The sequence below is a fragment of the Sphingomonas chlorellae genome, assembly GCF_056485145.1.
On the sequence record NZ_JBQXXM010000003.1, the window covers coordinates 486,556 to 499,323 of the forward strand.

The following is a 12,768-nucleotide window of genomic DNA, read 5'->3' on the forward strand; positions in this document are numbered from 1 at the left end:
CGCTCAGGCAGTGCGGTTGAGCAGGTCGACCGCCAGACGGCGGCGACGTGCTTCAATTTCGTTGTCTGTCGCCGTCTCGGTTCGAGCCTCGGGAACAGTCGGTTGATCGGCCGGGCCCGGCTCGGGCAGCGCGGGCGCGGCAGCATAGGCCGACAGATCCCAGCTGCGTGCCCGGTCGGCAGGCGCCGACGCCTCGGTCAGCACCTGGTCGACAAGGCCCAGCGCTGCCGCCTCGGCTGCCGTGAGCCAGGTCTCTGCAGCCATCAGCGCCGCCCAGTCGGTCGCGGCACCGGCATCTCCCGCCTTGGCCGCATAGCTCTCGGCGATCGTCCCATCGATCTTTTCGAGCAGCGTTGCGCCGGCGCGGAGATCGTCTGCGTTGCCGATAGCCAACGTCCACGCCTTGTGGATCATTACGAAGCTGCCGGGTGCGGCGATGACGCTTTTGCCGGCGATCGCGACATAGCTGGCAGCACTGGCGGCCAGGCCGTCGATGTGGACCGTCACCCCATCGGCATATTCGCGGATCGCCTGCGCCATTGCCCGACCGCCGAACACGTCGCCGCCTGGGCTGTCGATCCGAAGGCTGACCGGGCCGGTCATGCCCGCCAGCGCGCGCGCCAGCCCCTCGGCCGAGACGCCGCCCCACCACTGCGCATCTGCCTCCGACCCGGCAATGACGTCGTAAAGGTAGATCGTATTGCCGTCGGCGCGGATCGACGCGTTTTTGCGCCCATTGGCGCGATACAGGTTAAGCAGCCGGTTGCGCATTGGACGATGATCCTTGGTTCAGCGTGTCGCCGCCCTCGCGGCGCGGAAGGTTGATCAGCCGCCGCACCTCGTTCACGTCCATGAAGCCGGGTTCACCGGCGCGGCCGAGCGCGGCGCGGAAGGTATCGAACAGCGTTTTCAGGTCCGCGCGCTCCAGCTCGAACGTGTCGAATTCCGCCACTCGCCGCGCCGTCCGGAAGAACTTGCGGTTGATCTCGTTCTGGAATGCGTTGAGGTGGCTGCGCAGCACGTACCGGACGAACGCCGTGCCCATTTCCGCGACGCCCGATCCCCAGGACGTGGTCTTTTCGTTGTGGCCGATCATGAAGGGCGGCACGCCGTAGATGCGCGCCACTTCCTCAATCTGGAACTGGCGGGTCGCGATGCCCTCCAGATCCTTTTGCGGCAGCTGGATCGGCTGAATCTTCAGGCCACCGTGCAGCAGCATGGGCTTCGATCCCATGCCGCGCGCCGCGCTGTGCTTCTCCTCGATCTGCCCGCGGATGTTTTCCACCTGCTCGGTTTTCAACGTCGTATCCGTCTGCAGCGCGTAATCGGGCCGGGCATTGTTGGCGAAATACTGCGCCGAATAGGACTGCGCGGCCAACGCCACGGCACCCGTCATCTGCAATGCGTGGCGCAGCGGCGACAGCGAACGCGTGCCATCGAAGCCCAAGCCCGGCACATGCAACACGTCGTCCTGATCCAGCACCCGGACATCCTGCGGCCCGACGCCGGGTTCAGGATAGACGATATAGGCAAGCCGCGTTCCGTCCGTCCACGGGACCGGCGTCACTCGCTCCGGGTGCAGCGGCACCAGCCCTGCTACCGCCGCGCCCTTGCGCTTGATCTCGGCGAATCCGTCGCCGTGGAACAACCGCGAGAGCACCAGCCATTCCCACCCCGCCGAAGCCACCCACCGCGGACAGAATTCCTCGTTCAGCACCCACCAAAGCGGGTCGTCCTCGCGCATCGTCCGCTCGCCGTCGGACGTACGATCATAGAGGTGCATCGGCAGGGTCGAAATTGCACCCGCGATCAGCGAAACGCAGGCCCAGATCGCCGAAACCGTCAGCGCGCTGTTCGGCGTCACCACCGGCAGGTTGGCAATCGGCGGCTGCCCGGTGAACACCTCGAACATCTCCGAACCGCGCCGGATCGCCGGCAGCGGGATGTCGGCGGCGTTCTGCGGCGCAGCCGGTTCGGGCTGGTCGCCGCCTATCCAGCGCGCCAGCGATTGGCGCAGGCTCACAGGAACACCACCTCGGGCGTGCCGCCCGCCTCGGCCACCGGATTCGCCTCCAGCAGCTTGGTCGCGTTGAGTGCGGCAATGAACGGGTCGATCTTGGCCGCGCCCGCGACATTCTTCGTGATCATCACCGTCTGCCTGCCTTGCTCTTCCTTGGCGTTGCTCACGCACCACGCCATCATTCGCGAGCCCTGATGGGACGCGAGCCCGAACTTGAGTTTGCGCGCGAGGCCGACCACCGCCGACATCAGCCGAAATCCCTGCCCGACAGCGACGACCTGCGGGTCCACAAGACCGATATTGGCCAACGCGTCGACCAGGGCGCTGACGCCCTGCGGGTCGAGCCCCACCGCGCCCTTTTCGGGCATCAGCCCGCTCTCTTTGACCCGCTCGACGATCGCGACGATTTCGCGAATGTCCTGCGGCATCTCGAACGCATCCAGTCCGTCGCCCTGCGGCGGATCCTCCGCGCACAGCACCAGGTCACCGTCCGCCATGAAATCGCGGAGCGCCGAAGCGATCTGCTTCCGGCGATCGAGGACGTCAGGCCACGCCCAGGCCTTGCACCAGTAAAGCCATCGCCCGGCACCCCGCTCGCGCCCGGCGACGCACAGACCGTAGAGGTCATCAAGGCCCCCACCATCGATACCGACCACTGCCACTTCACACCGCTCGAGCAGCGTTTCGAGCGTGAGCGTGCGATCGGCCGCAGCCTCCCAATAGTCCGCGCCGCGCCATCGATCGCGGCGCAGGCGCAGCCCGATCTCGACGTTGAGATGCTTGGCCAGGAAGATCTGCACGCCCTCGCCGTCGCCACGCTGCTCCTTCAACAGCTCGGCAGCCAACCATTCGGCGCTCACCGATCGACCAAGGTTCGGGTTGGTGACGTAGAAGTTCGCCGGGTCCAGGTAGGCCTCGGCGTCGATCATCGCGCGCGGCCATTCGTACAGGACGGCCAGCGTCGTCGGATCCTCGATCACCCCGTCGCGAACGTCGCGCCAGTAATCGAGCTTCGCCTTGTAGATCCCGGCAGGAGGTTCGTCGCTATGCGTGGTGATGAACACCACGAAACCTTCTGGTCGCGAAACCAGCCCGCCCAACGCTTCGCGCAGCATGGCCGCCGACTTCGGCTGTTTGCCGAACAGCCACAGTTCCTCGATCAGTACGAAACCGGCCTTCTTGCCGCCCACGATGTCGCTATCGGCGGCAACCACTTTCAGCACCGCGCCCGTCACGCGATGCTTGATCTGGCGAAGATGGTCCTGAACGTGCAGCAGCTCCGAGAGCTGCGGGTTGGCCCGCACCATCGCAGCCGCCGGCGCGAAGCTGTTGAGCGCGATTTCCTTGGTCGGTGCCAGGATCAACAGCTCGGCATCGTAGCGCCAGTTTCGGATCAGCGCCGTGAGCATGATGCCGGCGGCGATCGTCGACTTCGAATTCTTCTTGCTGATCACCAGGCCGAATTCGCGGATCAGCCGCTTCAGCCTGCTGTGATCATAGGCGCCGAAGATGGCGCGAACGAAATCAAATACCCACTGGTCGCAGGCGTCGCCGAACGTCGGCTGACCCGGCACGTCGACCATGCGCAGCGACTTGAACACGGCCAGCGCCGCGTCAGCCTCCGCCGGAAACAGCGGCTCGAACGGGATCAGAGACCGCCGCTCGACGATGCGCGCTTCCCAATCGGGGCAGGCCGTCGACCAGCGCCGCTCCAGTTCACCCGTGGCGAGCGCCATGATGTCAGTTCAGCAGCTTCGGCGCTTCCGGGGCGGCGTACAGGCCATCGATTCCCGCTGCCGCCTGCATCTGCGCTTCCTTCTTGCCGACGGGCTTTTCCTTCTTCGGCTTGGCCGAAGTATGCGACGCCAAGGCATCGGAGCGGTCACGCACGCGCAGCCGTTCCATTTGTTTCAGAAGCTCTTTCTCAGCTGCAACCTTGCCAGCAGCGGCGGCGTCATTGAGCCGCGCCAGCTGCGCCATCTCCAGGCGAAGCCGGGCCGCCTGCCGTTTCGCGACTTCGGCAAAATAAACCTTGCGGAGCGTCGGCACGGAAACCCCGATAACGATTGCCGCGTCCTTGACGCTCAGGCCGCGCGCAAACGCCAACAGCACCTTGTTTGAATTTTCCAGCGACCAGCGATGCTCAGGCCGCCCACGCCCCTCCCGCGGCTCGACAACGGGGTCGCCAAACAGATCGACCACGAAATTCCGCTGTGCCACGAAAAAAATCTCCGAATGGCAGGGGCAGCGGTCTTCCGACCCCGGGCCGCCCGAACTTTTGACCGCCTCCCCCTTCGCCACCCCGCGCGTCAGTCCCAGCCCCGTGCACGGCGCGCCCGCGCCGCCGCGGTCTTCTCGTTGTGATGCGCCGTGCAGTACCAATCGAGCTCCGCCAGCGATGGCAGGTCGGCCCCGCCATCGCGCCGCTCATGACGATGATCGAGGATCAGCTTGCCGCCCGCACCGCAAACGCAGCAGAAGGCTGGCCCTGCCGCCCGCTTGAGGCGCCGTAACGCCCGCCACTCAACCGACTGGTAGAACCGATCAACGAGCTTGGGCATCGCCCGAACCTTCGGCTCAATCCCGCCAAGGCGCGCCGGCATCGATTTGAGCCGCGCCATCGAACACTCCACGAAAGCGACGGGCGGCAGTGGCGACACCACTACCGCCCGTCAGGAGGCAAGGAGAGGAAAGCCAGACGCCAACGCCAGCGCCAAGCCTAGAGAGAATTAGGCGATGCTGGCGCCGTAGACCGAACGGAATATTCGCATCACAGCCCGACCATAATCCATCTTCGCTTGACACCCTCCAGCCCGTGCAAATCCGCGCGCCGCGCCATGCACCCCGATTACGAGCGGCCGTAATTCACCCGCTTCGTGAGCGCCGCCATGATCTTTCGGTAACGATAGGACAGCGCGTCGGCCGTCCGCCACCGCGGTTGATCCTTCACCAGGCGCGACCACGGCACTCGCGACGCGCCCGCTGCCAATGCCTCGACTGCGCGCACCACCAACAGACGGTCGTCATCGTTGGTGATCAGCCGCAGCCATTCGAGCCGATCACGCATCCGCGCCAGCTCGTCACGGCTGGGAGGCACGCGCGGCATCGGCGCGGCATCATACGCCCCCCAGTCACCCGCTTCGTGACGACACAGATGCCACGGCCCGTCGCCGGCGAACGGCCACGCCCCGCGCACATAGGCCCGGCGATAGACGACCACCGCGTCCACCAGCTCATCCTGCACGTCGTCGAACGTCCGAAATCCAGCGCCGCTGATGCGCATCTTTGCCAGATTAGAGAAGTTTGCAGCCATTGAACCCTCTTTGATTTCTTGAACGGACAGACAGACGGATAGTGGATATCGCGCATGCATGTGGGCGCATATGGACGGCTTACAGCGCAAACAGTCTGTACTGTCCGTAGTGTCCGTAACTGGCGCTATTCTGCCACTTTGACGGACGGACAGTTTACAGACAGACAGACGGTTTCAACAGGCATTGCGCCGCTTCATCATCATTACTATGCCCGGTTGACGAAAGCGAGCCCGCCGCGCCTCCAGAAATCACGGACAGTGTGGGCCAACTGTCCGTGAACTGTCCGTTCCTCACAACGGGTCGGGATCGAAATCCGCATCGACATCGACCGGCGGAGCCGCTGGAGCCTGCGGTTCGGATGCAGCAGGCAAGATCTCGTCGCCGCGCCGCAGACGGGCACCGCGGCGCAACTTCTTGCCCTTGCTGTCCTTGCCGCACATGATGATCTGCAGGTCGCCCAGCGACCGCCCAAAGCGCGTGGAGTTCATCACCTCCGCATCGCTCAAGCCCTCGTCCTCGCACCACTGCTTGTACGATGCGTACAGGTCCGCCGACAGCTCACGCGCCATCGGATCGCTCAAATCGAGCCGCGCGTGGGCCCATTCGGAAAAAGGGTTGGCGCTGCGCCGATACTCCTCGATTGCGTCAACCACCTCGGGCGGCTGCTCCAACCCCTCGGTCAGATACCCGATCACGCCGTCGATGATCCAATTGAGGACCCCGGCCGCGCCGCCGGGATCATCGCGCAGGATCCGCTCGTGCATGCCCTTGACGATCGCGGTGCCCTTGAACTGGTGTCGCCACAGCATGATGATGATGCGCCGCCAGATGCCGTCGTCGTCTCCGCTGATACGCGGGCGCTTGTTGGCCTCCATCACCACCTTGCCGCGCGGCTCGAACTCGCTCTCTGCCCCGTAGAGCGGCCGATAGGGCACGGGCGAACCGCCGGTAAACTGCTTGACGCGCTCCTCAGCCAGCGCCTTGCCGCGCTTCGGCTCCTGGATCGAAATCAGCCGCGTGTCGCCGACGAATCGGACCAGCTCCGGGGTTGCGCCCCCCGCATCGGTGTCGGGGCCGTCGAGGAACGTCTGCACCTTGCCCGACACCGCATAGCTGCCCATCACGATGCGCAGCGCGTTCATGGCGGTCGATTTGCCGTCTCCGCCTTTGCCCTGCAAAATGACGAAGATCTGCTCGACGTTCAGGCCGGTCGCACAATAGCCGATCAGCTTCTGGAAAAACCACCTGACCGCCGGATCGGGCAGCACCGTCTCCATGTGCCTGATCCACATGGCATTCACCGCGCCCGGCTCCCAGTCGGCCGCGCACTGGCGCGTCAGCAGATCCTCCGGATCATGCAGGGCCGCATGGACCTCCCACCCCCGATCGCCCTTTTTGAACCGCAACGTGCGGTTCCGCGTGTTGAGGGCCAGCGGGTCGGAATCGAACTCTTCTTCCCTCCGGTTGAGGACGTCCAGATTGGCCGCCTGTTCGAGCATGGCCTTGGTGCGCGAGCTGTCGCCCGACTTTGTCGCATGCTTTGACAGGGCCTCGATGCGCGCCTCGATGAAGTCCTCGGTCATCCCGTCTGGCAGCGGGCGTTGCTCCAATCGTTGCTGCAGCGCCTCCATCTCGGCGCGCATGCCGCGGGCAACATCCATCGCCTTCAGCCGCGCGAGCCGCTCACCGTCTTCGCGCGACCAATGGCCGCTATCATAGGCGAGCCAACCCCAACTGCGCACATAGATCAGCTTGCCGCCGGCATGAGCGACGAGCCGATCGGCATTGCCCTGATCGTTCAACTCCTTCCATGCCAACGCCCACGGATCCACGACCTCAACAATAAATCCGGCCTTAGCCATGGCGTTTTCCCTTTCCATCGATGTCGACGGCGCGCGCCAGCATCAGCGCGGTATTCACGCGCTTGCGGCGGGCCGATTGTTTTTGCTGCTGCCGATCGTCGCCGGCGAATTTCGCGAACAGCGCACGGTCGCGCTCCGTCGCCATGCTGGTCGCCGCCTGGCGCTGCTCGACCGTCCCGCGATACAGGCCGAACGTCGCCTCTCCCGCGCGCATCGCGGCCTCGCCGTGTTTGGCCACCTTTTCGAACCACCGGACGACCAGCGCGAGCTGCTTGACGTCGAACCCCTCGCCCTTGGCAACCTGGCGACGATCGCGCTCCTGCCCGCGGAGCATCGCGATCTCGGCGCGCAGGTCGAGCAGGAAAATGACGTGCTCTACCAAGGCCGCGGCGGATGCCGCATCCTCCAGCGCGACGATCTCCGCCGTCAGCAGGTCGAGCGCCAGCGCCGCCGCGTCTGGGCGCAGTGCGCGGATCGCCTCGGCGGCGTCATCCGCAGACAGATCGAGCGCCGCTTCATAGGTCGCCAACAGTTCATCCGCCTCGGCGCGGTGGTGCGGCTCCATGTCGAGCCGCGCGATAAGTCGGCCGATCGTCCGCGGATCATAGCCGTCCGCCTTGGCCTCCGCGTAGACGTCGCGAATGTCCGCATTCAGCGCGGCCCGTTCGTCGCGCAGCCTGCGGATCCGGTCGACGTACAGGCGCAGCCGGTTCGCGCTCATCTCACCCTCACCATATCGTTGAAATCCATGCCCAGCGGCGGGCGCTCTGCCCGGACTGTCGCTGCCCCGGCACGCCGCCAATGCTGCACGGCCGCGGCGGCGCAGATCTGCGCGCGCGCCATGCCGTCGATATCGCCGCGCTCCCAGCGGGCCCCACGGCGAACCTGAATCTTCTGATCCCGCAGCGGCGCCATGTCAGCGTCGACCAGCACGACCGCCTCGGCCGCATTCTCGACCAGGAACGGCCGCCGTTCGAAATCGGCGCGGACGTTCCAGAGCGGCCACACACCTGCAGGGCGGACGATGCCGCCCTGCAGGTTGTCGAGACTCAGCGCGGCCGCTGCCGCGCCGCCCCAGTCATTCGCCTCAACCCAGCTCCAGACGGTCTCGATTCCCTCGCCGACTGCGATCCGCGCGCGCACCGCCTCATGCGGCCCGCCGTTCAGCCACACGGCCCCCCGCTGCAGCCCGCCCCACATCTTGCGTCCGATTTTGCCGGCGCCGTCCTGCCGCAAATAGGTCGCATGCACCCCGATCGGCGTTCCGTCGCTCCCGACGATCAACCCCAGCATCGCGGGGGCACGCCGGCGCGCGTCGCCCGGCACCGCGCCCGCCCGCCACGGCACGACCGGCGCGCGCGGATGGAACCGCAAAGCAGTCAGCATCCGAAAGCCGCGCACCCCGACCAGCGCGATGCCGCGCGACAGCAAATAGCGCTCAACCAGCGTTCCCGGCGCCGGCCCCGACGTCGCCCACATCCAGCGCGCCACGTCGATCGACGGCACCATTTCAATATCGTCGCGACGGGCGACACTCTCGCGCTGCGCGACCTGGGCGCCGTCCTGCACCGCGCCTTCGCTCAGGCGCCGGACCGCCTCCGCGAAATCGACGCCGTCCGTCTCCATGACCCAGGCGAACAGATCGCCATGAGCGCCACAGCCATAGCAATGATAGGTGCCGCTCTCGTCGCGAACCTCGAAGCTTGGGGTCTTTTCCTTGTGGAACGGGCACAGACCTTTGAACCCCCGCGACGTCCGCCGCAACTTCACCCGCTTGCCGACGAGCGCCGACAGCCGATGCCGCCGCCGAATCGGATCGAGGTCGACGCGATTGTTGTTGGTTGCAGACACGCAATCCCCCCAGAAAAACACGGGCTTGAAAGGTCAGTTGCTGGCGGGGCAGCGACTGGATCAGCCCGCGGGCGGCACCCCGCCGCCCCGCAATCGACACCACGGCGATCGGCACGCGGCCGCGGCGGCGCCCGTCACGCGCGCCTCGCACTGGTCGCACCAGCGCCGCGCCGCGCGATCGACCTCGGCGACCGTGCGATGGTTCAGATACGGGTATCGCCCCGTTGCCGCCCGCGCCGTCATGCCGCCACCCGCGCCGCCTGAAACTTACCGACCTCATTGCCCCATGCGGTCCAGCCAGGGCGCGCCGATCGCGCGAACAGCTCCAGATACGGCCCGGCGACCAGCTGCTCGATCCGCTCGCGCGCTGCTTCCGGCTTGCGGCTATGTTCGCGGCGCGGCTCAAGGATGACCTGCCGCACACCCTTCGACAGCCGGCGCGGCCTGCCCCGGGTGAACAGCCAACACGGCTCGACCTGCTTCCGCGTCCAATAGCCGAACCCCATGCGCGGCTCGGGCAGGTCGCCGGTGAACAGGTCCGCTTGGTCGGCCTCGATCAGGCGCTGCTTGACCCAGTAGAATGCATCGGTCTTGAACCGGAAACCCCATGCCGCAGCGAGTTCGATGCTGTCCGCCAGGTGAGACCCCACCACCCACATGAACAGCGCACAGTCGCGCGCCGCCAGATCGCCGACGGGCAAGGCTGCCATTTCCGACAACCCCATGGTGCGGTAATGGTCCTCGGCACAGCGGTGCGGCGTCATGTTCTCGCCGCCATAGGTCTCGAATGCCCATGGCGGATCTGCCAGAATGCAGCGGAACCCGCCCGGTGGCGCGACGACGTCCATCAGATGCGCATCGGCATGAGGACCATGCCGAAATCGGCATTGCCGTCGTCGCTCATCCGGATCGGGCAGGAGCTGGGATCACGCTCCGTCCATTCCGATCCCATCGTAACCGTTTCGCCGGTGCAGTTGGCCAGGCACGCCAGCAGATAGTTGCCGTTTACCCCGACCTCGGAATTGTCTGGCAGGCCGGCGCTCGCCGTGATCGGCACCGCAATGCGGACGCGCTCGCGTTCGGTCGATCGCACGGCCCAATCGGCCGAGACCGAGCACTCGAGCGTTTCCCCGCGCCGCGCCAGCGTCACGCCGGGCGCTCGCCCGCTGCCCGCTGCGACGCAGGCGTGCGCCGCCCGCCGCAACGGCCCGACCGGCACCGTCATATGCCACGACGCGGACGCAGGGATCACGCGGCGATAATCGGGGAACGTGCCGTCGATCGTCTTGCCGGAATAGGTGACGGCCATTTCGCCGACCTTGCCCGCGAACGCGACCCGCGGCATCCCTTGCGGCGCCGGCGCGGTGCCTTCGGCCCGGGCGGGGGCGTTCGCGACCTGCTGGCGCCCGACAGCGAACGCGACCTCGTCGCATTTGGCGAATTTGGTCACGATCCGGCAGATGATGTCGCGCGGGACGATGATGCCGCGCCGCGCGAACACGCCATCTCGCGCGATTTCCGCGCCGGGGATTTTGATATCGGCCCAGAACATCCGATGCCCGTCGGTCGCCACGGCGCGCAGGGTCCACGCGTCGATCATGTGGAAATGGATGCCGTTCAGATAATAGCGCGTTTCCTCGGTCGACATCGCCAGTGCCACACGCGCAATCGCCGCGATCTCGGCGGCACCGAACACGCACTCGAACTCAACCTCGGCGAACTGGCGCAGCTCCTGGTCGGGGAAATCCTCCACCGGCTGCCCCTGCGCGTCCATCGACAGCGGCCCCGCCTCGATCCGCATCGCCCGGTCGCCTGCATTGCCCGGCATGATCCGCACGGCCCCGGCGCCGGCGTGCGCCAGCGATTTGCCGAGCCGCGCCGGCGACGGCAGCATGAACGGGGCGGCGGGCTGGCCATCATAGGGAATGCGGACCTCGCACCCGACGTCCAGATCCGTACACGCAATCGACAACGCACCGTTGGCATGCACGCGCGCCTGCCCCAGCACCGGGATCACCGAATAGCGCGTCAATTCGCTGGCCAGGCGCAGCGCCCGACAAAAACGCTTGTTCTCGACTTCGATCATTTCCGCTCTCCTCCACTTACCATCGCCGCGGCACGCGCGGCTCGCGGCAGGGCGCGCACAGGCCGTTCACGACCCGTGGACTGGAATCGCCGCAATTTTCACATGTGCCCGGCCGCCCCGGGTCGAATGGCGCGCGGCGGGCGGCCTGGATCGCCCGGGCGACGTGCTCGCGCTCGATCTCGGCCGCCATGTCGACCGTGTCCGCCATCACAGCAGCCCCCGCGGTGTCGACCGCCCCGTCTGCGGGTCGGTCGCTACCCGGCGCTCGCCCGGCTGGCGCGGCGGGCGAACAAGCACCAGGCCGGCACGGATCGCCTTGCGCAGCCGGTACGAGGCAGCATTCGCGCCCGACAGACTGCAACGCTCCGCCAACTCCAGATCGGTCGGACAGACCTCGCCCGCATTGGCAGCGCGCAGCAGTTCGGCTGCGACGCGTTGCATCAGCCGATCCGGCTCCGGACGCGGCGGCTGCGCAACGGGCTCGCTCGCCCGCCGCTCGGCGATCCATTCGACGCCGCTTTCACCGCGCCGCGTCAGCAGCGCGATCAGTTTGCCGGCGGCCAGCTCACGCGCAAGGGCCCACGCGGCCGAGGTCCGCGGCGGCACCACGCCCTGGGCGTAAACCATCCGGTCGCCCGGCGCCGCGCGGGCGACCCAGTCGCTCAGCGCACGCGCCTCGACCGCCATCGCCAGCGGCGCCATTCTGAATTGCACGCTCGCCCCCGCCATGGCTCAGGCCGCGATTCCGCGGGGCTGCTCAAACCACCAGCGCAGCGCCGGGCGGCGCCAGTCACGGCGATCGATCACGCCGCGGCTCCACAGCTGGATTTCCGCCGCAAGCACGGAGCCCGGCACGATCTCCCCCGTGATCAGCCGATCGAACAGCATGGCGTTGCCGCCCGCCGCCCGCGCAAATGCAGCCAGTGCATCTGCAGGACTCGCCGCCCTCCCGACGATCCACGCCAGCTTGTGCGCGCCCAGATTGGGCACACTCGCGACCAGGTGCAGCTTGCTCAATTTTCCCTCCCGTTGGACCGGCGCGCGCCGTCGCGATCGGTTTCGGCGATGCGCTGGAGCAGCACGCGCATGGTGGCGCTCTTGATTTCGAGATCGTGGAGCTGTTCGAGGATCGACACCGCCTCCATGGCGTCGACCTGCCCGTCATTGCTGAGAGCGCGCCGCACCTCGGCCGCGACGTCGCCCAGCTCCGCCGTCATCTCCGTGAGCGACAGCGTGACCCCTTCGGGATCCTGCGGCCCCGTGGGCAGCTGGACATACACGCCGCCGAGAAGCCGAGCGTAAGCGCTCAGGATCGCCGGATGACCGGCCTTCCCGAACCCGATACTGTCGATGATAACAGCATCGCGAATCGAGATGCTGTCGACATGCTCGGGAGAGCAGCAGCGCGATAGCTGCGAGGTGGATTTTCCGGTCTCGCGGGAACAGTCTTCCAGCCCCCCGCCCAGTTGGACGGCCAGCTTCGTCGCTCGGGCCAGGCGCTGCTCTTCGGCGCTGAGGTTTCGTTCAGCCATGCTTTACCTCGGGGGAAAATCCGGCATCGTTTCCCGGTGACGTTGCGGGGGCGGCACGATTATTCCGGCGGCCATGCACACCCCTGCCCCCAGAAACCTGCAC

Annotated in this window: 15 protein-coding genes; all 15 read right to left on the bottom strand. The window is 66.7% G+C overall.

All coding sequences use genetic code 11. The features are described 5' to 3' along the window. Positions 1-3: 3 nt before the first annotated feature. On the bottom strand, positions 4-771 hold the full coding sequence (locus ACT3CF_RS11045) for a head maturation protease, ClpP-related (RefSeq protein ID WP_478422677.1): 768 nt from the start codon (positions 769-771) through the stop codon (positions 4-6). Further along, positions 752-2,023, bottom strand: a complete 1,272-nt coding sequence (locus ACT3CF_RS11050; protein ID WP_478422679.1) for a phage portal protein — start codon at positions 2,021-2,023, stop codon at positions 752-754. The genes ACT3CF_RS11045 and ACT3CF_RS11050 overlap by 20 nt, the downstream gene beginning before the upstream one ends. Next, positions 2,020-3,756, bottom strand: coding sequence for a terminase large subunit (locus ACT3CF_RS11055; protein WP_478422681.1), 1,737 nt, complete (start codon positions 3,754-3,756; stop codon positions 2,020-2,022). Before ACT3CF_RS11055 ends, ACT3CF_RS11050 begins: the two co-directional genes overlap by 4 nt. A gap of 4 nt (positions 3,757-3,760) precedes the next feature. Beyond that, positions 3,761-4,222, bottom strand: a complete 462-nt coding sequence (locus tag ACT3CF_RS11060; protein ID WP_478422683.1) for a hypothetical protein — start codon at positions 4,220-4,222, stop codon at positions 3,761-3,763. 107 nt (positions 4,223-4,329) lie between these two features. Further along, a complete protein-coding gene (locus ACT3CF_RS11065; RefSeq protein ID WP_478422684.1) occupies positions 4,330-4,641 on the bottom strand; it encodes a hypothetical protein in 312 nt (103 codons plus the stop codon). 227 nt (positions 4,642-4,868) lie between these two features. Beyond that, positions 4,869-5,333 carry a hypothetical protein gene (locus tag ACT3CF_RS11070; RefSeq protein WP_478422686.1) on the bottom strand — a complete coding sequence of 155 codons (465 nt, stop codon included), beginning with the start codon at positions 5,331-5,333 and terminating at the stop codon, positions 4,869-4,871. A gap of 291 nt (positions 5,334-5,624) precedes the next feature. Next, positions 5,625-7,196 (bottom strand): DNA primase family protein, encoded by a 1,572-nt coding sequence (locus tag ACT3CF_RS11075; RefSeq protein WP_478422688.1) that lies wholly within the window; start codon positions 7,194-7,196, stop codon positions 5,625-5,627. Next, positions 7,189-7,917 carry a DUF2312 domain-containing protein gene (locus ACT3CF_RS11080; protein WP_478422690.1) on the bottom strand — a complete coding sequence of 243 codons (729 nt, stop codon included), beginning with the start codon at positions 7,915-7,917 and terminating at the stop codon, positions 7,189-7,191. The genes ACT3CF_RS11075 and ACT3CF_RS11080 overlap by 8 nt, the downstream gene beginning before the upstream one ends. Continuing rightward, entirely contained in the window at positions 7,914-9,068 is a 1,155-nt protein-coding gene (locus tag ACT3CF_RS11085; RefSeq protein WP_478422692.1) for a CHC2 zinc finger domain-containing protein, read from the bottom strand. The genes ACT3CF_RS11080 and ACT3CF_RS11085 overlap by 4 nt, the downstream gene beginning before the upstream one ends. A 218-nt stretch (positions 9,069-9,286) precedes the next feature. Continuing rightward, entirely contained in the window at positions 9,287-9,895 is a 609-nt protein-coding gene (locus ACT3CF_RS11090; RefSeq protein ID WP_478422694.1) for an MT-A70 family methyltransferase, read from the bottom strand. Then, a complete protein-coding gene (locus ACT3CF_RS11095) occupies positions 9,895-11,133 on the bottom strand; it encodes a DNA polymerase III subunit beta family protein (RefSeq protein ID WP_478422696.1) in 1,239 nt (412 codons plus the stop codon). The genes ACT3CF_RS11090 and ACT3CF_RS11095 overlap by 1 nt, the downstream gene beginning before the upstream one ends. 16 nt (positions 11,134-11,149) lie before the next feature. Further along, a complete protein-coding gene (locus ACT3CF_RS11100) occupies positions 11,150-11,341 on the bottom strand; it encodes a conjugal transfer protein TraR (protein WP_478422698.1) in 192 nt (63 codons plus the stop codon). Then, the gene (locus ACT3CF_RS11105) at positions 11,341-11,835 is read right to left on the bottom strand and encodes a hypothetical protein (protein WP_478422700.1); all 495 of its coding nucleotides are present in this window, start codon (positions 11,833-11,835) and stop codon (positions 11,341-11,343) included. Before ACT3CF_RS11105 ends, ACT3CF_RS11100 begins: the two co-directional genes overlap by 1 nt. Positions 11,836-11,865: 30 nt before the next feature. Then, positions 11,866-12,150 carry a hypothetical protein gene (locus ACT3CF_RS11110; protein ID WP_478422702.1) on the bottom strand — a complete coding sequence of 95 codons (285 nt, stop codon included), beginning with the start codon at positions 12,148-12,150 and terminating at the stop codon, positions 11,866-11,868. Further along, on the bottom strand, positions 12,147-12,665 hold the full coding sequence (locus ACT3CF_RS11115) for a phage regulatory CII family protein (RefSeq protein WP_478422704.1): 519 nt from the start codon (positions 12,663-12,665) through the stop codon (positions 12,147-12,149). Before ACT3CF_RS11115 ends, ACT3CF_RS11110 begins: the two co-directional genes overlap by 4 nt. Between the last annotated feature and the right edge of the window lie 103 nt (positions 12,666-12,768).